The organism is Pseudomonas sp. Pse79, assembly GCF_024519615.1.
GTDB lineage: Bacteria > Pseudomonadota > Gammaproteobacteria > Pseudomonadales > Pseudomonadaceae > Aquipseudomonas > Aquipseudomonas veronii.
Map to the genome: position 1 here is coordinate 23,483 of NZ_JALJRR010000014.1, position 18,690 is coordinate 42,172.

15 protein-coding genes and 1 pseudogene are annotated in these 18,690 nt (G+C 62.9%); 6 read left to right on the forward strand and 10 right to left on the reverse strand.

Features of this window, described 5'->3' with window-relative positions; genetic code table 11:
* The first annotated feature begins 14 nt into the window (after positions 1–14).
* Entirely contained in the window at positions 15–3,161 is a 3,147-nt protein-coding gene (locus NR164_RS18285) for a CusA/CzcA family heavy metal efflux RND transporter (protein ID WP_256823065.1), read from the forward strand.
* On the opposite strand, the gene NR164_RS18290 is transcribed toward NR164_RS18285, so the two are convergent.
* The 3 genes from NR164_RS18290 to NR164_RS18300 all read right to left on the reverse strand — a co-directional run bounded on the left by NR164_RS18290 (position 3,085) and on the right by NR164_RS18300 (position 6,855).
* Complete coding sequence (locus NR164_RS18290) at positions 3,085–4,521, reverse strand: heavy metal sensor histidine kinase (protein ID WP_256823066.1); 1,437 nt, start codon at positions 4,519–4,521, stop codon at positions 3,085–3,087. The genes NR164_RS18285 and NR164_RS18290 overlap by 77 nt on opposite strands.
* Complete coding sequence (locus NR164_RS18295) at positions 4,518–5,192, reverse strand: heavy metal response regulator transcription factor (RefSeq protein ID WP_046384814.1); 675 nt, start codon at positions 5,190–5,192, stop codon at positions 4,518–4,520. The genes NR164_RS18290 and NR164_RS18295 overlap by 4 nt, the downstream gene beginning before the upstream one ends.
* A 343-nt stretch (positions 5,193–5,535) precedes the next feature.
* On the reverse strand, positions 5,536–6,855 hold the full coding sequence (locus NR164_RS18300; RefSeq protein ID WP_256823067.1) for an OprD family porin: 1,320 nt from the start codon (positions 6,853–6,855) through the stop codon (positions 5,536–5,538).
* A gap of 225 nt (positions 6,856–7,080) precedes the next feature.
* Between NR164_RS18300 and NR164_RS18305 the strand changes: the two genes are divergently transcribed.
* From NR164_RS18305 to NR164_RS18320, 3 genes and pseudogenes are all read left to right on the forward strand, one after another.
* Positions 7,081–7,413: a DUF2790 domain-containing protein gene (locus NR164_RS18305; protein ID WP_046384813.1), complete on the forward strand. Its 333-nt coding sequence runs from the start codon at positions 7,081–7,083 to the stop codon at positions 7,411–7,413.
* Positions 7,414–7,564: 151 nt separating this feature from the next.
* Positions 7,565–7,720, forward strand: a pseudogene (locus tag NR164_RS18315) (chemotaxis protein); the annotation flags it as partial.
* A gap of 60 nt (positions 7,721–7,780) precedes the next feature.
* Positions 7,781–8,368 carry a flavin reductase family protein gene (locus NR164_RS18320; protein ID WP_046384811.1) on the forward strand — a complete coding sequence of 196 codons (588 nt, stop codon included), beginning with the start codon at positions 7,781–7,783 and terminating at the stop codon, positions 8,366–8,368.
* 6 nt (positions 8,369–8,374) lie between these two features.
* Here the strand turns inward: NR164_RS18320 and NR164_RS18325 are convergent, their stop codons facing one another.
* Complete coding sequence (locus NR164_RS18325) at positions 8,375–9,184, reverse strand: AraC family transcriptional regulator (protein ID WP_017844488.1); 810 nt, start codon at positions 9,182–9,184, stop codon at positions 8,375–8,377.
* Between the two features lie 140 nt (positions 9,185–9,324).
* On the opposite strand from NR164_RS18325, the gene NR164_RS18330 reads away from it, so the two are divergent.
* The gene (locus tag NR164_RS18330) at positions 9,325–9,963 is read left to right on the forward strand and encodes a LysE family transporter (protein WP_079442770.1); all 639 of its coding nucleotides are present in this window, start codon (positions 9,325–9,327) and stop codon (positions 9,961–9,963) included.
* Positions 9,964–10,007: 44 nt separating this feature from the next.
* Entirely contained in the window at positions 10,008–11,102 is a 1,095-nt protein-coding gene (gene ddlA, locus NR164_RS18335) for a D-alanine--D-alanine ligase (RefSeq protein WP_017844486.1), read from the forward strand.
* Between the two features lie 27 nt (positions 11,103–11,129).
* Here the strand turns inward: ddlA and NR164_RS18340 are convergent, their stop codons facing one another.
* The 6 genes from NR164_RS18340 to NR164_RS18365 form a co-directional block, all read right to left on the reverse strand.
* On the reverse strand, positions 11,130–11,444 hold the full coding sequence (locus NR164_RS18340) for a DNA-binding transcriptional regulator (protein ID WP_046487461.1): 315 nt from the start codon (positions 11,442–11,444) through the stop codon (positions 11,130–11,132).
* Between the two features lie 896 nt (positions 11,445–12,340).
* Positions 12,341–13,063, reverse strand: coding sequence for a peptidoglycan editing factor PgeF (gene pgeF / locus NR164_RS18345; RefSeq protein WP_256823068.1), 723 nt, complete (start codon positions 13,061–13,063; stop codon positions 12,341–12,343).
* A gap of 25 nt (positions 13,064–13,088) precedes the next feature.
* The gene (ggt, locus tag NR164_RS18350) at positions 13,089–14,918 is read right to left on the reverse strand and encodes a gamma-glutamyltransferase (RefSeq protein WP_128191650.1); all 1,830 of its coding nucleotides are present in this window, start codon (positions 14,916–14,918) and stop codon (positions 13,089–13,091) included.
* Between the two features lie 35 nt (positions 14,919–14,953).
* A complete protein-coding gene (locus NR164_RS18355; RefSeq protein WP_017844482.1) occupies positions 14,954–15,733 on the reverse strand; it encodes a PhzF family phenazine biosynthesis protein in 780 nt (259 codons plus the stop codon).
* Positions 15,734–15,926: 193 nt separating this feature from the next.
* Positions 15,927–17,177 carry an acyl-CoA dehydrogenase family protein gene (locus tag NR164_RS18360; RefSeq protein WP_046384805.1) on the reverse strand — a complete coding sequence of 417 codons (1,251 nt, stop codon included), beginning with the start codon at positions 17,175–17,177 and terminating at the stop codon, positions 15,927–15,929.
* A gap of 31 nt (positions 17,178–17,208) precedes the next feature.
* Positions 17,209–18,636 carry an LLM class flavin-dependent oxidoreductase gene (locus tag NR164_RS18365; RefSeq protein WP_126588926.1) on the reverse strand — a complete coding sequence of 476 codons (1,428 nt, stop codon included), beginning with the start codon at positions 18,634–18,636 and terminating at the stop codon, positions 17,209–17,211.
* Positions 18,637–18,690 lie beyond the last annotated feature (54 nt).

Below are 18,690 nucleotides of genomic sequence, written 5' to 3' on the forward strand. Positions count from 1 at the left end.
GCGAGTGATTTCCCATGTTTGAGCGCCTTATCCAATTCGCCATCGAGCAGCGCATCATCGTGCTGTTGGCGGTGCTGTTGATGGCCGGTGTCGGCGTCGCCAGCTATCAGAAACTGCCCATCGACGCGGTGCCCGACATCACCAATGTGCAGGTGCAGATCAACTCGGCGGCGCCCGGTTTTTCGCCGCTGGAAACCGAACAGCGCATCACCTTTCCCATCGAAACCGCGATGGCCGGGTTGCCGGGGTTGCAGCAGACCCGTTCGCTGTCGCGCTCCGGTTTGTCCCAGGTCACGGTGATCTTCAAGGACGGCACCGACCTGTTCTTTGCCCGCCAATTGGTCAATGAACGCCTGCAAGTCGCCCGTGAACAATTGCCCGTCGGTATCGAAACGGCGATGGGGCCGATTTCCACCGGTCTTGGGGAAATTTTCCTATGGACCGTGGAAGCCGAAGAGGGCGCGCGCAAGGACGACGGCACGCCCTACACGCCGACCGACCTGCGCGTGATCCAGGACTGGATCATCAAGCCGCAACTGCGCAACGTGCCCGGCGTGGCCGAGATCAACACCATCGGTGGTTTTGCCAAGGAATACCAGATCGCCCCCGACCCCAAGCGCCTGGCGGCCTACAACCTGACCTTGAGCGATCTGGTCACCGCCCTGGAACGCAACAACGCCAACGTCGGTGCCGGCTACATCGAGCGCAGCGGCGAGCAGTTGCTGATCCGCGCACCGGGGCAAGTGGCGTCGATCGACGATATCGCCAACATCGTCATTACCACCTCGGACGGCACGCCGATCCGCGTGCGCAATGTGGCCCAGGTCGAGATCGGCCGTGAGCTGCGTACCGGCGCCGCCACCGAAAACGGCCGTGAAGTGGTGCTGGGCACGGTGTTCATGTTGATCGGCGAAAACAGCCGCACCGTGTCCCAGGCCGTGGCTGCGCGACTCGAACTGATCAACCGCTCGCTGCCCGAGGGCGTGGTCGCCGTGACCGTCTACGACCGCACCAACCTTGTCGAAAAAGCCATCGCCACCGTGAAGAAAAACCTCTTCGAAGGCGCGTTGCTGGTGGTCGCGGTGTTGTTCCTGTTCCTCGGCAACATCCGCGCGGCGCTGATCACCGCGATGGTGATCCCGCTGGCGATGCTGTTCACCTTTACCGGCATGTTCACCAACAAAGTCAGCGCCAACCTGATGAGCCTCGGCGCGCTGGACTTCGGCATCATCGTCGACGGCGCGGTGGTGATCGTCGAGAACGCGATCCGTCGCCTGGCCCATGCGCAACAGCGACACGGCCGCCTGTTGACCCGCAGCGAGCGCCTGCACGAAGTGTTCGCGGCGGCCAAGGAGGCGCGGCGCGCGCTGATCTTCGGGCAACTGATCATCATGGTGGTGTACCTGCCGATCTTCGCCCTCACCGGCGTGGCTGGGAAAATGTTCCACCCCATGGCCTTCACCGTGGTGATCGCCCTGTTCGGCGCGATGATCCTCTCGGTGACCTTTGTGCCGGCGGCGATTGCGCTGTTTGTCACCGGCAAGGTCAAGGAAGAAGAAAACCTGGTGATGCGCAGTGCGCGCCGGGTCTATGCGCCGGTGCTCGATGGGGTGATGGCGCGGCGCCCGCTGGTGTTCGGTTTGGCGCTGTTGACCATCGTCGCCTCGGGGCTGGTGGCCAGCCGCATGGGCAGCGAATTCATCCCCAGCCTCAGCGAAGGTGACTTCGCCCAGCAAGCCCTGCGCGTGCCCGGCACCAGCCTGACGCAGTCGGTGCAGATGCAACAGCAGTTGGAAAAAACCTTGATGGCCCAGGTGCCGGAAATCGAACGGGTCTTCGCCCGCACCGGCACCGCGGAGATTGCCTCCGACCCGATGCCACCGAACATTTCCGACAGCTACGTGATGCTCAAGCCCAAGGATCAGTGGCCTGATCCGCAGAAGTCCCGCGAAACGCTGATCGCCGATATCCAGCGCGCCAGTGCGATTGTGCCGGGCAGTGCGTATGAACTGTCGCAACCGATCCAACTGCGCTTCAACGAGCTGATTTCCGGGGTGCGCAGCGACGTGGCGGTGAAGGTATTCGGCGACGACATGGCGGTGCTCAACGCCACCGCCGGGGAAATCGCCGAGACCTTGCAAGGCCTGAACGGCGCCTCGGAAGTGAAGGTCGAACAGACCTCCGGCCTGCCGGTACTGACCATCAATATCGACCGCGACAAGGCCGCGCGGTTTGGCCTGAACGTCGGCGATGTGCAGGACACGATTGCCGTCGCAGTCGGTGGGCGCCAGGCCGGAACGTTGTACGAAGGTGACCGACGTTTCGACATGGTCGTGCGTTTGTCCGACGCATTGCGCACCGATATCGACGGCTTGTCGCGGCTGCTGATCCCGGTGCCGGCGCTGGCCGGTAACGCCTCCGGGCAACTGGGCTTTATCGCCTTGTCCCAGGTCGCCAGCCTCGACCTGGTGCTGGGCCCGAACCAGATCAGCCGCGAGAACGGCAAGCGCCTGGTGATTGTCAGCGCCAACGTGCGGGGGCGTGATATCGGCTCGTTTGTCCAAGAGGCCGAAGCCGCCATCGGCGCGCAGGTCAAAGTGCCGGTTGGCTACTGGACCACCTGGGGCGGGCAGTTCGAACAGTTGAAGGAGGCCTCCGACCGCCTGCGCATCGTGGTGCCGGTGGCGCTGCTGCTGGTGTTCGGGCTGTTGTTCATGATGTTCAACAACCTCAAGGACGGGCTGTTGGTGTTCACCGGGATTCCGTTCGCCTTGACCGGTGGGATCATGGCGCTGTGGCTGCGCGATATTCCGCTGTCGATCTCGGCCGGGGTGGGCTTTATCGCCTTGTCCGGCGTGGCGGTGCTCAACGGCCTGGTGATGATCGCGTTTATCCGCAACCTGCGCGAGGAAGGGCGCTCGCTGTCGATGGCCATCAACGAAGGCGCGCTGACCCGGCTGCGCCCGGTGTTGATGACGGCGCTGGTGGCCTCCCTCGGGTTTATCCCCATGGCCCTGGCCACCGGCACCGGCGCCGAGGTGCAGCGGCCGCTGGCGACGGTGGTGATCGGCGGGATCATTTCCTCTACGTTGCTGACCTTGCTGGTGCTGCCAGCGTTGTATCACTGGGCGCATCGCAAGGACGAGGAAACACCAGGCTGAAGCGCGTAAAACGCCCCGGCTGGCTGCTGACATCGGCGTGGCCCTGATGCAGGTGCATGATCGACTGCACGATGGCCAGCCCCAGGCCGGTGCCGCCCTCGGCGCGGGTACGGCTGCTGTCGGCGCGGTAGAAGCGTTCGAACAAGTGCGGCAGGTGGTGCGCTTCGATGCCGCGCCCGGGGTTGCCGACCGACAGCGATACACGCTGGCCGTAGGTTTCCACCAGCAACAACACGGTAGACGCGGTTGGCGTGTGGCGGATGGCATTGGACAGCAAGTTGGAGATGGCCCGCTGGATCATCAGGCGATCGCCCATCACCCAGGCGTCGCCGCGCAGGTTCAGGGTCACCTGCTTGTCCTCGGCGCTCAAGGCAAACAGCTCCATCACCCGCTGCGCTTCGTCACCCAACGACACCTGGGCAAACCCGGCCCGCGCCGCCGGATGGCTGACCTGGGCCAGAAACAGCATGTCGGAGACGATGCGCGACAGGCGTTCCATTTCCTCGACGCAGGATTCCAGGCCCGCTTGGTATTCCTGCGAAGGCCGCTCGCGGGACAACGTCACCTGCGCCTTGCCCATCAGGTTGGTCAACGGCGCGCGCAGTTCGTGGGCCAGGTCATCGGAGAACTGCGACAGTTGCCGCACACCGTCGTCCAGGCGGTGCAGCATGAAGTTGATGCCCTGGGCCAACTCGCCCAGCTCCTTGGGCAGGTTGTCCAGCGCCAGGCGATGGGTCAGGTCCTGGGTGCTGACCTGCGCCGCCACACGGCTGAACTGCTGCAACGGCGCCAGCCCGCGCTGCACCAGCCACCAGGCGCCCATGCCGATCAGGATCAGCAGCAGCGGCAGGGCGATCACCGTGGAGCGCAGGTAGGCACTGAGCAACGCTTCATCGTCGGAGCGGTCCAGTGAGAGCAGCACGCGCACGTTCTCGCCATTGCGCAGCGCCACCATGCGCGAGGCGCTGAGGATGCGGTTGCCATGCCCGTCCACCCAGTTCAGGTAGGCCAGGGTCTTGCCGGCCGGTACGTCGAGCAACAACGGCTGCTGGGGTTTTGCGCCCACGCTGAGGAGCACCGGCGCATCGGCCTGGGTGCTCATGATGGTCAGGTAGATATTGTCGTGGCCCATCACCAGGTCCAGCAGCGAGTGGGGGCGGCTGCTGATGTCGCGGGGGGCGAGGCTCTGGCTCAGGCTGTGTTCCAACTGATCCAGCTTGTTTTCCAGGCCCTTGCGCGCGAGTTTGTCCAGCTCGTGGGTCAAGGCCAGGTAAGCCAGGGTCGCCAGCAGCACGACCAGTCCGGCGCCCATCAGGCTGACCGTCAGACCCAGGCGCATCGACAGGCTGCTGGTCCTCATTGACGCGCCTCCAGCACGTAACCGACGCCGCGAATGGTGTGGATCAGCTTGACCTCGCTCTGGTCGTCGACCTTGCCGCGCAGGCGGCTGATGGAGACTTCGACGACGTTGGTGTCGCAGTCGAAGTTCATGTCCCACACCAGCGAGATGATTTGCGTGCGGGTCATCACCTCGCCGGCCTGGCGCATCAATACGTGCAGCAGGGCGAACTCCTTGGTGGTCAGGTCGATGCGTCGTGTGCCGCGGTAGGCGCGGTGGCGGCGCGGGTCCAGCTCCAGGTCGGCGACGCGCAACACGTCCGGCAACGGAATGTGCTCGCTGCGCCGCAACAGCGTGCGGACGCGGGCCAGCAGTTCGGGGAATTCGAAGGGTTTGACCAGGTAATCATCGGCGCCCATGTCCAGGCCCTTGATCTTGTCGGCCAGCCGGCCGCGGGCGGTCAGCATCATCACCCGCTGGTTGCCGTCGCGGCGCAGGTGTTCCAGCACTTCCCAACCGTCGGTGTTGGGCAGGTTCACGTCGAGGATCACCAGTTCATAGGTGTGTTGCCGGGCCAGGTGCAGGCCGTCGACGCCACTGGCGGCGCAATCGACGACATAGCCGCTTTCGGTCAGGCCCTGCTGCAAGTAATCGGCGGTTTTCTGCTCGTCCTCAACCACAAGGATACGCATGGGGATTTACCTTCAAAGGAAACGGAGAGGGGGCATGGCCTCATAGAGGCGCTGAATTTGGCTGTAGGAAAACTCTGAGCCGTGAAGTCGCTATAGGGTCAAGCCACGTCAGGTAGCTGCGACGATTCGCCGCTGTGCGAGTGAACAAAAAAACGCCCCAAGCGGGGCGTAAAAAGTTCATCTCCGTTCCAAAGGAGCTACACAAAAGCCGCAGAGATGAATAGTGCTCGATGCGCAGTATAAAAACTGCAACTTAACGCGAAGGTGAGGCCGATATTACAGTTCTGACAGATTTGAACCTGTGAAGAGATGTACTTCATCGGCAAGTAAATGTAAGCGTTGCTTAGAGCACCGCCAGTGGATATTCGATAATGACCCTTACTTCTTCCAGGTCCGACTCAAATGCACTTGAGCGCACGCTCGCCTGGCGCAGGCGCAGGGATAAGTCCTTCAGCGTGCCGGCCTGCACCACGTACTTGGCTTCGATATTGCGTTCCCAGCGGCGCTGATCGGTGAGCGGATTACCGGCGGCATCGCGGCGCATGTACACCGCGTTGGCGTTGCTGTAGTCGGCCCCGCTGCCTTTGGCGTAGCGGGTCATGAACGTCAGGCCGGGAATGCCGAAGGCCTGCATGTCCAGGTCGTAGCGCACCATCCATGAGCGTTCCTTGGGCGAGTTGAAGTCGCTGTACTGGATCGAGTTGTTGAGGAAGATCGAGTCCGACTGGCGCAGGTAATCGAAGTCGTCGTCGCCATTGTTGCGCTGGTGCGACACGGCAACGCTGTGGGCGCCGACTTTCACCCCGAGCCGGGCGCTCCAGATGTTGTTGTCGAATGTTCCCAGGCGCTTTTTGCCCTCGTCCACGGCCTTGTAGTAATTGACGTCGCCGAACAGCGAAACGTCTTCGGTGAGCGGGTAACTGGCGGTGCTGCCGACGTAGTATTGGTCCCAGGCGTCTTTCAGGCGGCTGCTGTACAGGCTGAAACCGAGGTGCTTGTTGAGTTGATAGTCACCGCCGAAATAGCCGATCCAGGGCGAGTCGACCGGGCCCGCATAAAACGTCGCGAAGCCTTTGTTCATGCCGCTTTCATTGGGCTGGCTCATGCCGCTCAAGCGTCCGCCCTGCAGGCTCAGGCCGGCGAGGCTGGTGTTTTGCACGGTGACGCCACGGAAACTTTCTGGCAATACACGGGAGTCGCCGTAGGCCACCACCGGCGTCAGCGGGAACACGTCGCCGGCCTTGATCACTGTGTCCAGCACGCGCAGTTTCGCGGCGCCGCCGACCTTGCTGTAGCTGTCTTCGGGGCGGTTGTCGCGGTCCGCCGGCAACATGCCGAACGAGCCCTTGCCGCCGCTGCGGCCGGTGCCCGAATCGAGTTTCACGCCGATCATGGCAAACGCATCCAGGCCAAAACCCACGGTGCCCTGGGTGAAGCCGGACTCGAACTTGCCGATCAGCCCCTGCGCCCAGGCTTCTGAATAGCCGTTGCCGGTCGGGCTGGATTGGCCTTTGCGATCATCGCGGTTGAAGTAAAAATTACGTGCCAGCACGTTCAGGCGGCTGCCTTCGATAAAACCGTCGGGCTGGTCTTCCACGGCCAGCGCTGCCAGCGGCAGGGCGGCGATGAGTGAGAGGGGGAGGGTGTAATAACGGATATGCATGTTTCGCTCCTCGGTATTGGCAGTGATCAGCTTCTTATGGAGGCGGGCGTTCTTATTGATTTGGCCCGGGCTGATAGTTGCAAACCGTGGATAACGGCTGTGTTGCGTGAACATTACAATTCTGGAACCTTAGTGCCACCTAACAAATACGTAATCTTCTGGTGAACATCGCGTCAGGGTTGTTTGGTTAGTCTCGACACTGAACTTTCAGTCGAGGAATGAACAATGAACTTTTATAAAACCAGCCTGGGTATATTGACGGCCATCCTGTCCTTCGGCGCATTGGCCGAAGGCGGCGGCGATCGCACGTTTGCGCTGATGATGGAGCGCAATGAACAAGCCATGACCGAGTACGCGGCCAGAGAGGGCAAAGCGGCCCCGGTGGTGCAGACCTATCGCTATGGCATGACCCTGGACATCGCCAAGGTGGTCAACGTGACACCACCGATCCGCTCATGCAGCCCCGTGCCCTCGCGCATGACCTACGAAGACACCAGCGGCAAGCTCAATACCCTGGAATATCAAGTGATGGGTATCTGCCGGAACAATGGCAGCTGACCGCTGTAAAAAAGAGTGACGCCGGGCATTGAAGCGCTCTTCAGAAAACGCCGGCCACACCGATGAAGGCCGGGTGGAATGGGCGAATGCCAACTTCCTGCAGGAACTGGCTTACTCGATGTCGCAACTGCTGGCGCGCGGCGAACACGTTGCCGGTGCGGTGCGCCTGATGAGCGACGGCCGCTAGCAAGCCGAGCAGGGCCTGGCCCTGGCCGCCGAAGCCGGCACGGTGATCGTGGACATCCAGGACGGCGCACAAAAGGTCGTCAGCGCAGTCGGACAGTTCGCCAACCAGCTCTCGAACTGACCCGTAGGGCTTGTGCTTGAGGTATCGTAGGTTTTTTCACGATTGAAGAGCCAATCCTCCATGAGCCCCGACCACTGCCGCCCCGTTCCGCTGTCCAAGGCCTACCGCTTGCTCAACCACGGCCCGACCGTGCTGGTCAGCGCCGCGCATGACGGTCAGCGCAACATCATGGCTGCCGCCTGGGCCATGCCGTTGGATTTCGAACCGCCGAAAGTCGCCGTCGTGCTGGACAAGGCCACCTGGACCCGGCAACTGCTGGAACGCGCCGGCACCTTCGTGCTGCAGGTGCCCTGCGCGGCCCAGGCCGATCTCGTACAGACGGTGGGCACTACCAGCGGCGCGGAACTCGACAAATTCGCCGCCTATGGCCTGCGCACCTTCAACGGTGAACACACTGAGGCGCCTTTGCTCGAAGGCTGCGTCGCCTGGTTGGAATGCCGCCTGTTGCCCGAACCGCACACCCAGCAGACCTACGACCTGTTCCTCGGCGAAGTGGTCGCGGCGTATGCCGACGAGCGCGTGTTCAGCGAAGGGCACTGGCACTTCGAAGGCTTTGATCAACTGCGCACCTTGCACCATGTGGCGGGCGGGCATTTCCTCACGATCGGCCAGCCAATTGACGGGCAGCAGCTGACGCCCGCCGGTTGAGCGCGTTCAGCGCCCGAGCATCTTCACCCAGCGCGCCGGCGGCATGCCGTAGGTGCTGTGAAATTGCCGGGTCATGTGGCTCTGGTCGGTGAAGCCGGCGATCATCGCTGCGTCCACCAGCGTTTTGCCCTGGGCCAGCAGGCTGCGTACCAGATCCAGCCGGCGCATGGTCAGGTAGCGGTAAGGGCTGGTGCCGAACAACAAACGAAAATCCCGCGACAAGGCCCAGCGGTCGCGGCCGGCGTGTTCGGCCATTTCATCCAGGGTGATGCTGCGGCCCAGGGCGCTGTGGATAAATTCCCGGGCGCGTTCGGCGGCGACGTAATCGAAGGTCTTGCGGGTGGTGATCGCTCCCGAGGCGTTGTTCAAGGCTTGGGCCAGGTCGAACAGGGCGTCCTGCTCCTGGAGCCGGTCGATCGGGCAGTCCAGGCTTTGCAGCAACACTTCGCTGGCGCGAAACAGCCACGGGTCGGTGGACACCCCGCCGGGGATAAACGGCAACGGCTTGCCGCCGAGGATCTGTTGGACCAGCGCCGGCTCCACATAGATCATGCGGTACTTGAAGCCTTCCTCGCTGCCGGCGCGGCCGTCATGGGTCTCGTCGGGATGAATCACCATGGTGGTGCCGGGCAGGCCATGGGTCATGCCGCCGCGATAATGAAAACTCTGCACGCCGAACAAGGTGCGACCGATGGCATAGGTGTCATGGCGATGCAGGTCGAACGCGATGCCGGCGAAGTACGCCTCGATACGGTCCAGGCCACTGGCATGCGGCGCGCGGTGGACCCAGTCGAGGGTGGGGGTGGGTTTACCCATGGTGACTTGTCACAAGAAGAGGTGGAAACACGTTAACCGAGTCTGAGGCCCTTGTCTGTCGGGGTCTTGTACGATTGTGCAGGGGGGCAGGCGAGGCCTATGATCGCTGTTCGTGCCCTGTGCTGATGGAGTTGCCCGCCATGGATTTGCTCAACCCCGCCTACGTGACGCCCCTGATCTCGCTGGCCCTGTTGTGGACGGTGGCGGTGGTCACGCCCGGGCCCAATTTCTTCAACACCGCGCAACTGGCCGCCAGCTGTTCGCGCCGCCATGGCGTGGTGGCCTCGGCGGGTGTCGCGACTGGGACGATCCTGTGGGGGCTGGCCGGTGGGCTGGGCATAAAGTCGCTGTTTACCGCCGCCCCCATGCTGTACCTGGCGTTCAAGATCATCGGTGGCTGCTACCTGATCTACCTGGGGTTGAAGCTGTTCAAACGCTCGGCGCCGGCGATGGGGCAGAGCCGCTTGCCGGACGGGGCTCGGCGCTCGTTGTTTTCCGCCTGGCGCCTGGGGTTGCTGGGCAATCTGTCCAATCCCAAGGCCGCGCTGTTCGTCGCCACCATCTTCGCGTCCACCATGCCGCCGTCGCCATCGCCGATGCTGTTGACCCTGGCGGTGATCATCATGGCCACCTTGTCGTTCAGTTGGTATTCCAGCGTGGCCCTGGTGTTTTCCAGTGCGCGTATGGCCGACCTCTACAGCCGCTCGCGTAAATGGCTCGACCGTTTTGCCGGGAGTTGCTACATGCTGTTCGGTGCACATCTGGTAGCGAATCGCTGACCGCTTATGGTAAGAAGCCTTACTTTCAACAGTGAGGTTGGGTCATGAGCAAGGTGCGCGTAGGGATTATTTTTGGTGGCCGTTCGGCCGAGCACGAAGTCTCGCTGCAATCGGCGCGCAATATTGTCGATGCCCTCGACCGCTCGCGCTTCGAGCCGGTGCTGATCGGCATCGACAAGGCCGGTCACTGGCACCTTAACGACACCTCGAACTTCCTGATCAACCAGGAAAACCCGGCGCTGATCGCCCTCAACCAGTCCAACCGCGAACTGGCGGTGGTGCCGGGCAAGGCCAGCCAGCAAGTGGTGGAAACCGCCGGCAGCGGCCTGCTCGCGCATATCGATGTGATCTTCCCCATCGTCCACGGCACCCTCGGCGAGGACGGTTGCCTGCAAGGCCTGCTGCGCATGGCCGACCTGCCTTTCGTCGGCTCCGACGTGCTCGGCTCGGCGGTGTGCATGGACAAAGACATCAGCAAACGCCTGCTGCGCGACGCCGGCATTGCCGTCACGCCGTTTATCACCCTCAACCGCAACAACGCGGCGCGCACGTCGTTCGACATGGCGGTGGGCAAGCTCGGCCTGCCGATGTTCGTCAAACCCGCCAACCAAGGCTCTTCGGTGGGCGTGAGCAAAGTGAACGACGAGGCCGAATACCACGCCGCCGTCGAACTGGCCCTGGGCTTTGACGAGAAAGTGCTGGTGGAGTCCGCCGTCCACGGCCGCGAAATCGAATGCGCCGTGCTGGGCAACGAACATCCCATCGCCAGCGGTTGCGGCGAGATCGTGGTGAGCAGCGGCTTCTATTCCTACGACAGCAAGTACATCGACGACCAGGCGGCCCAAGTGGTAGTGCCGGCCGATATCAGCGTGCAAGCCAGCGAGCGGATTCGCCGCCTGGCCGTCGAAGCGTTCGAGGTGTTGGGGTGCGCAGGGCTGGCGCGGGTCGATGTGTTCCTCACCGAGGACGGCGAAGTGCTGATCAACGAAATCAACTCGTTGCCGGGTTTTACCCGGATCAGCATGTACCCCAAGCTGTGGCAGGCAGCGGGGATGAGCTACAGCGAGTTGGTCAGCCGCTTGATTGAACTGGCGTTGGAGCGGCATGCGGGGCGCAAGGGGTTGAAGATCAGCCGATAGTCATCGCCCGGCGCGTCAGTAACGCCATCAGGCGTTACTGAGGACTTCCCGGAAAACGTCCGGTCTTATAGCCGCAATATGCAGCAGCGAACGTGCTGCGCCGGAGGGGGAACGACGCCCTTGTTCCCACTCTTGAAGGGTTCTTATCGACACCCCCAACAGCTCGGCAAATTTGGCTTGCGACAACCCAGTCTTACTTCTTGCGTCCGCGGCTTGAGTGATTTCAACCTGGTGGACTGCGCCGTAAAGCCCCGCTTTGACATCCTGAATGGCTGCCAGTAATTCTTCGCCGATAGTGCGCTTGGCGTCACGTTCCTTCAGCTGTTTCTCAGTGAGTGGCATGGTTCATGTCCTTCGCGATTTTGTACAGGATATGCGCTGGAATAGGCTCGGTAGCGCCCTTGCCGTAAATCAGCAGGGCTACTACTGCTCCACACGACAATTGTGTGGTGTAGATGATCCGCACTGATCCACTTTTACCTCGGCCTTCCAGGCTCCAGCGTACTTTGCGGCAGCCACCCGAGCCGGGAATAACGGTTCCGGCGTCTGACGTAGCTTCTGGCAAGAAAGGGCGGGCCAGAAAATCGCAGTAGTGGAGCCGCTGTTCAAGGGCGTTTTTATCGCAAAAAATGACATGGCACTTTGCGTTTTGTCTCAGGGAGCATAGGTATCCACACAACTTTGGCGTGGTCCTGAACCTGTGGCGAGGGAGCTTGCTCCCGTGACGGCTTGGGAGCCGACGACTATCTAACTGATGCCCCGCGACCTAAATGTGGGAGGGGTGGTGCGACGATTCGACTTGCCCCCGATGGCGGCCTGACAGCCGACCAAGATGTTGGATCAGACTGAGTACATATCCGTTGCTGCGGTAACGGCGGCTATTGGTTCCGCTCTTACAGCGGCTCACTTTTGGAAAGGCCCAAAAGTAAGCAAAAGGCCTTCGCCCCACCACTCGGCACCTCGCCTAGGCTCGGTGTGCCCGTAATCCGACATTGATTTGGGGGGCCGCCGCCACGCGCCATCCATGGCGCGGGGCGGCTAAACCGGCATCCCTGCCGGTTTACCCCCCAAATCAATATCGAATTCCGGCCAGCGTGGTTTAACGGGGCGCCTGAGATCAAAAGCAAAATCAAGAGCGGCTCGCTTCGCATCGTGGTTACCGTTGGCTGCTACAAAGTTGTGTAGATACCTATGCTCAGGGAGGGGACATTCAAAAGAGGGCTGTAGGCCTTTGTTAATCAGCTTGTACGAGCAATCCACGAATACAACAACGTCTTCGCCTCTTGCGGTTGATGCGTGCGTCGGCGGTAGCTGGCAAACGTCGGTGATGTGCAGTAGGTACACACCTCACTCACTTCAATCTGCTCGCGCCGAATGCCCGCCGCTTGCAGCAGCATCAGCCCATACCCGCTCAAGTCAAACCATGCGCTGCCCGCTTGTCTCGCCTGGGGCGGTGCAATTTCCGGCGTCAGCAGCGGTGCCGGTTGCTCAGCGCTCCATGGCGCCTGGCGGTGTGGCCACAGGTGCCCTAGGTCCGACTGGAACTCGGCAATAAACGCCGCGCTCACCTCATAACAACAGGGCTTGATCGACGGCCCGATTGCCACCTGCAATTGATCGACAGCCACTCCTTCAGCGGCAAAGCGCTGCACGGCGCTGGCGATGATCCCGCGTTGCAGGCCCTTCCAGCCACCATGCACAGCGGCCACCCAGTCACCGTTGTTCGAGGCGAACAGAATGGGCAGGCAGTCGGCGGTGATCACCGCGATCGGGTGGTGATGGCGCGTCAACACGCCATCGGCCTCGACCGTATTGGCCACCCGATCTGCCTGCCATTCCATCACCGACGCACTGTGTATCTGCTTGCAGATGAATACCTCTTCCGGCCGCTGCGGGTCATTGATCGAACAAAAACCGTGGTCGACACCAGGAACGGAACCGAGATTGTTTGCCTTGTGCACTGTGCTGTTCTCCGTGCATTAACGATCAATCGCCCAACGCCTCCCCCTCCCGCCGAGGGTCGGCACCGCCGCTCAGCAGCACCTTGCCCTGCGCATCCCGCGTGCGAACGATGGCCTGGACGCCACTGGTCATCTCGATCTCGCTCAGCGCATGGCCCTTGTCCCTGAGCGCCTGTTTCAACGCCGGGCTGAACAGGCCGGTTTCCAGTTCGGTAGCGCCATTGCGGCTGCCGAAGTTGGGCAGGCTGATCGCGGCTTGCGGGTCGAGTTGCCAGTCGAGCATCGCCACCAGGGATTTGCTCACGTATTCGATGATCTGCGAGCCGCCCGGCGAACCCAGGGCGGCCAGCAACTCACCGCTGTGGCGGTCGAACACCAGGGTCGGCGCCATGGCCGAGCGCGGGCGTTTGCCGGGTTGCACGCGGTTGGCCACCGGCTGGCCGTTTTCTTCGGGAATGAACGAGAAGTCGGTCATCTGGTTGTTGAGCACAAAGCCCTGGACCATCAGGTGCGAGCCAAATGCGGACTCCACCGTGGTGGTCATCGACACGGCGCCACCCTGGTCATCCACCGCCACCACTTGTGAGGTGGAGATGCGCAGCGGCGAGCGGTCCGGGGCATACGCCACTTGAATGCCCGCCGGTTGGCCCGGCTGCGCGATGCCCAGGCTGCGCTCGCCGATCAAGGCGGCGCGCTGGGCCAGGTAGTCGGGGGCGACCAGGCCGGCGACCGGCACCGGCACAAAGTCGGCATCGGCCACATACAGAGCGCGGTCGGCAAAGGCCAGGCGCCCGGCCTCGGCGATCAGGTGAACCGCCTCGGGCGTGGGCTCAAGGCCGGCGGGGGAGGCGCTCTTGAGCGGCGTCATGGGCGCGATGGCCAGGCGTGGGTCGCGGGCTTGCAGGGCCTGCAACGTGCCGAGGATCTGCGCGATGGCAATCCCGCCCGACGACGGCGGCGGCATGCCACAGATTTTCCAGCGCTTGTAATCGGTACACAGCGGCGCACGCTCCTTGGCCGCGTAGCCTGCAAGGTCGGCCTCGGACAGGCTGCCCGCGTTGCGGTGGCCCTGCACCTTGCGCGCAATCTCGTCGGCGATCGGGCCGTGGTACAGCGCGTCCGGGCCTTCCTCGGCGATGCGCTTGAACACGGCGGCCAGCGCCGGGTTTTTCAATAGGGTGCCGGTGGCTTTGGGCGTGCCATCGGCGTTCAGAAAGTAGGCCGCCATCTCCGGCGACTGTGGGATAAAACGGTCAGCGGCAATCAGGCTGTGCAAGCGCGGCGAAATGGCGAAGCCGTGTTCCGACAGCCGGATCGCCGGCTCGAACAACCGGGCCCAGGGCAGATGCCCGGTCTTTTTGTGCGCCAGCTCCAGCGCTCGCAACACCCCCGGCGTGCCCACCGAACGCCCGCCGATCTGCGCTGCGCTAAACGCCATCGGCTGCCCGTCGGGCTTGAGGAACAAGCGCTCGGTCGCCCCGGCCGGTGCGGTTTCCCGGCCGTCATACGCCTGCACGCGGTTCCCGTCCCACAGCATGATGAACGCGCCGCCGCCAATCCCCGACGACTGCGGCTCCACCAGCGTCAACACCGCCTGCATGGCGATCGCCGCGTCGATTGCCGAACCGCCCTGGCGCAACATCTCGCGCCCGGCTTCGGCCGCCAGCGGGTTGGCCGCTGCCGCCATATGCTGCGCGGCATGGCGCGGGCTGAGGTCGGTGCGATAGCCCGAGCCCAACTCCGGTGCCGCTGGCGGTTCGTTGACCGGGGAGTGGCAGGCCACCAGGGCCAGGGCTGCGGCAATGACCGTCAGGTGACGGCGGGCAATCGAAAACACGCGTTGAACTCCGTTCATTTTGCGAATGATCTGTCGTTCTTGGGGAGTGCGTTTTACAGGTAGATCGAGCCCTGCATATACAGCACAGCCTTGCCGGAAATAATCACCCGGTCGCCCTTGAGGGCACAGCGCAACTGGCCCTTGCGCGTGCCGCCCTGTTCGGCGCTCAGGCTTGTCTTGCCCAGGCGCTCGGCCCAGAACGGCGCCAGCGAGGTGTGCGCCGAACCGGTGACAGGGTCTTCATTGACCCCCACATTCGGGCCGAACCAACGGGAAATGAAATCGAACCGCGCACTCTTGGCCGTCACCGCAATCCCGCGTTTGGGCAGGCCCTTGAGCCGGGCGAAATCCGGGGTGAGCGCGGCGACCTGGGCTTCGTCGTCGAGCAACACGATGTAGTCATCGGTGCCGAACACCTCGGCGCGTTCAATCCCCAGCGCGCTCAACATTCCGGCAGGCGGCTCGCATGCTTGTGGCGCTTTCGCCGGGAAATCCATCGCCAGTTCATCGCCCTCGCGGGTTACCCGGAGCTCGCCGCTGCGCGTTGCAAACCGCAGCACGTCAGGCGCATCCGCCAACGCATTGATCAACACCCACGCCGCTGCAAGCGTGGCATGGCCGCACAGGTCGACTTCGACGGTCGGGGTGAACCAGCGCAACTCATAAAAATCGTCACGCGGTACGAAGTAGGCGGTTTCGGACAGGTTGTTTTCGGCGGCGATGTTTTGCAGTTGCGCGTCGCTCAGCCACTCGGTCAGCGGGCACACCGCAGCGGGGTTGCCGCCGAAAGGGTGTTGGCTGAAGGCGTCGACTTGGTAGATGTCCAGTTTCACCGTGGTGTACTCCATGTGCGAGGGGGAGGCTGGACACTAACAGCGGGCTGCGGGGAGCGTCAAAATACAGATGGGTTGTTTTTTTGCGCGCATGCACGCTGCCGCGAGGGACGCGGCGCAGCCTTTTTGGCGGCTCGGAAAAAAATGCCCCGACGGGCCGGGGCATTTCAGGTCGCGGTTTTACGTGCTGGCGCTATTTCGCCGCTTGGTTTTGCGGGCCGCCACTGCCGATCTGCCACACGTAGGGCGGTTCGGTGCCGTTGATTTCCCAATCACCGATGATCCGCTCTTTATAGATCAATGGATTATGCGAGGCCGCGGTGCGCGCATTGCGCCAGTGGCGGTCGAGTTGCAGGCTCGTGCGTGCGGCGGAAGCGCCCAGGGCGTTGAACAGGTCGCTGGTGGCGCGAAGCACCAGCTCGGCAATCACCACTTGCGCTTGGGCCGACTCCAGCTCCGCAGCGATGTTGGCCTCGCGTTCGACCTGCGCATCCTTGGCGAAGTGCGCCACGTAGGCGCGTTGCGACGCCGCGGCGGCGCGCAGGGCGGCCGCTTCGGCGGTGTAGACCTGCGCCGAGGCCTTGCCGACCACCTGCTGCACCTGGGCATCGTCACGCACCGCTGCCGCATTGCCATGGCTGAACACCCGGGCGCGAACACGTACCTGTTGGGCCACCTCTCGCACGGCCGCCTGCCCCGACCCGACCAGGACAGCCAGCAGGGTCAGTTGGTAAAACGCCGTCTGGTATTTAAAGCGCGTGGAGAAGTCGATCAGGTGGTCGTCTTCGACCACTGCGTTTTCAAACACTGACGTGCCGCTGCCGGTGGTGCGCTGCCCGAAGCCATCCCAATCGTCGCTTTGCCGCACACCCGGTTGCTGCACGCGGACCGCCGCGATCACGTCGGCGCCGGTGTCGTCCCGTTGGGCGTACAGGTCGATCCAGTCGGCGAACAGGCTACCGGTGCTGTAGAACTTGGTGCCGTTGGCGACCCATTGCTCGCCCTGGCGGCTGATGCGGGTAATCACCTGGCCGATCTTCACGTCGCCGACTTCGGTCCAGGCATTGCCGACCAGTTCCCCGGCCACAAACCGCTCGAACCAGGCGTTCTGGGCGCTGAATGCCTGAGCGTTGAGGCGGTCTTCGACAAACGCAAAATGCCCGCGCAGGGCTTGTGTCACGTTGGAGTCGGCGGCCGCCAGTTCAATCAACAGTTGGAACAGTTGCGGCAGCGAGGCGCCGGCCCCGCCGAATTCGACCGGGACGCGCACGGCGCCGAACCCGGCGTGCTTGAGCCATTGGATCGGTTCGAACGGCAGCGTGCGGCTGCGTTCGCGCTCGACCGCCCCTTCGGCAATCCGCGCAAAGATCGGCCGAAAACGCGCGGCGAGCGCTTCGTAATCGGTGCCGACAGACAATGTGTTCAGCGTGGTGAAACTGGACATAGGATGAATTCCTCTTCAGCGCAGTCAAGCGTCAAGTCAGGTCGGAGAATCTGGACGGTTTGGTGTGGTCGGTGGCGTTGGCGCCGGTTTTGAATGCTCCGCGATAACGCGCCGCCGGATGGTCATCGGCGGCGTAGGGCGAAGTGCCGTCGAGGAGGTTTTCGCGCAGGGTGTCGCCCTCATAGGCGGTGCGTACACGGCCCCGGCGTTGCAGCTCCGGAACGATGAACTCGACGAGGTCTTCGAAGGTGCCCGGGGTGATCGCATAGGCCAGGTTGAACCCGTCGATACCGCCGACGTCCACCCAGCGCTCCATCTCGTCGGCCACCGTTTTCGGGCCGCCCACCAGCACCGGGCCCAAGCCGCCGATGCTGCGGTGTTTGATGATGTCGCGCGGCGTCCACTTGCGGTCGGGGTCGGCGGTGGCGAGCAGTTCCAGCACCGAGCGGATGCTGTCGTTGTCGATCGCTTCCAGGGGTTGGTCCGGGTCGTATTCGGAGAAATCGATGCCGGTCCAGCCGCCGTAAAACGACAACATGCCTTCGCCGTTGGCATAGCTCAGGTAGTCGCGGTATTTGGCTTGCGCGGCTTCATCGCTTTCACCGGTGATCACCGTCAGCAGCGTGAACACCTTGACCGAGTCACGGCTGCGGCCGGCTGCCACGGCGCGGTTGCGGATGTCATCGGAGACCTCGCGCGCCTGTTCGGCGGTGGCCGGGCTGATGAACACCCCTTCGGCGTGCTTGGCGGCAAAGGCGCGGCCACGGCTGGAAGCGCCGGCCTGGAAAATCACCGGGGTGCGCTGTGGCGACGGCTCGGACAGATGGATGCCCGGCACATCGTAGTATTTGCCCTTGTGGCCGATCGGATGGACTTTGCTCGGGTCGGTAAAAACCCCGCGCTCGCGGTCACGCAGCACCGCGTCTTCATCCCAGGAGCCTTCCCACAGCTTGTAGGTCACGTCCAGAAACTCATCGGCGATGTCATAGCGTTCGTCGTGGGAAATCTGTTGCTTGAGGCCCAGGTTGACCGCCGCGCTGTTGAGGTACGAGGTCACCACGTTCCACGCCACGCGGCCTTTGGTCAGGTGGTCGAGGGTCGAGAACTTTCGCGCCAGGGCGTAAGGCTGTTCGTAGGTCAGCGCCGAGGTCACGCCAAAGCCCAAGTGCTTGGTGACGGTGGCCATGGCCGGCACTTGAAAGAACGGATCGTTGACCGGCACCTGGTCGGCGTCGAGCAGGGAGGTTTCCACCGAGCCGCGATAGATGTCATAGACGCCGACGACGTCGGCGATAAATACCGAGTCGAAATAGCCGCGCTCAAGCAGCTTGGCCAACTCGACCCAGTAATCGAGATCCTTGTATTTCCATGCCTGGCTGTCCGGGTGACGCCAGGTGCCCGCGGCCTGATGACTCACGCAGGTCATTTCAAACGCATTGAGGATAATGCGGGAAGCCATAGTCGATTAACTCCAGTTGTCTTGATTCATGGGGCACGCAGGGCCGTTCACTCG

What these genes read in the sequence shown, in the direction of transcription:
- NR164_RS18285 (WP_256823065.1), top strand. Translation starts at nt 15, where the DNA reads ATGTTTGAGCGCCTTATCCAATTCGCCATCGAGCAGCGCATCATCGTG.
- NR164_RS18300 (WP_256823067.1), bottom strand. Translation starts at nt 6,855, where the DNA reads ATGCATATCCGTTATTACACCCTCCCCCTCTCACTCATCGCCGCCCTG.
- ddlA (WP_017844486.1), top strand. Translation starts at nt 10,008, where the DNA reads ATGAGCAAGGTGCGCGTAGGGATTATTTTTGGTGGCCGTTCGGCCGAG.
- ggt (WP_128191650.1), bottom strand. Translation starts at nt 14,918, where the DNA reads ATGAACGGAGTTCAACGCGTGTTTTCGATTGCCCGCCGTCACCTGACG.
- NR164_RS18290 (WP_256823066.1), bottom strand. Translation starts at nt 4,521, where the DNA reads ATGAGGACCAGCAGCCTGTCGATGCGCCTGGGTCTGACGGTCAGCCTG.
- NR164_RS18325 (WP_017844488.1), bottom strand. Translation starts at nt 9,184, where the DNA reads ATGGGTAAACCCACCCCCACCCTCGACTGGGTCCACCGCGCGCCGCAT.
- NR164_RS18340 (WP_046487461.1), bottom strand. Translation starts at nt 11,444, where the DNA reads ATGCCACTCACTGAGAAACAGCTGAAGGAACGTGACGCCAAGCGCACT.
- NR164_RS18320 (WP_046384811.1), top strand. Translation starts at nt 7,781, where the DNA reads ATGAGCCCCGACCACTGCCGCCCCGTTCCGCTGTCCAAGGCCTACCGC.
- NR164_RS18330 (WP_079442770.1), top strand. Translation starts at nt 9,325, where the DNA reads ATGGATTTGCTCAACCCCGCCTACGTGACGCCCCTGATCTCGCTGGCC.
- NR164_RS18305 (WP_046384813.1), top strand. Translation starts at nt 7,081, where the DNA reads ATGAACTTTTATAAAACCAGCCTGGGTATATTGACGGCCATCCTGTCC.
- NR164_RS18365 (WP_126588926.1), bottom strand. Translation starts at nt 18,636, where the DNA reads ATGGCTTCCCGCATTATCCTCAATGCGTTTGAAATGACCTGCGTGAGT.
- NR164_RS18360 (WP_046384805.1), bottom strand. Translation starts at nt 17,177, where the DNA reads ATGTCCAGTTTCACCACGCTGAACACATTGTCTGTCGGCACCGATTAC.
- NR164_RS18295 (WP_046384814.1), bottom strand. Translation starts at nt 5,192, where the DNA reads ATGCGTATCCTTGTGGTTGAGGACGAGCAGAAAACCGCCGATTACTTG.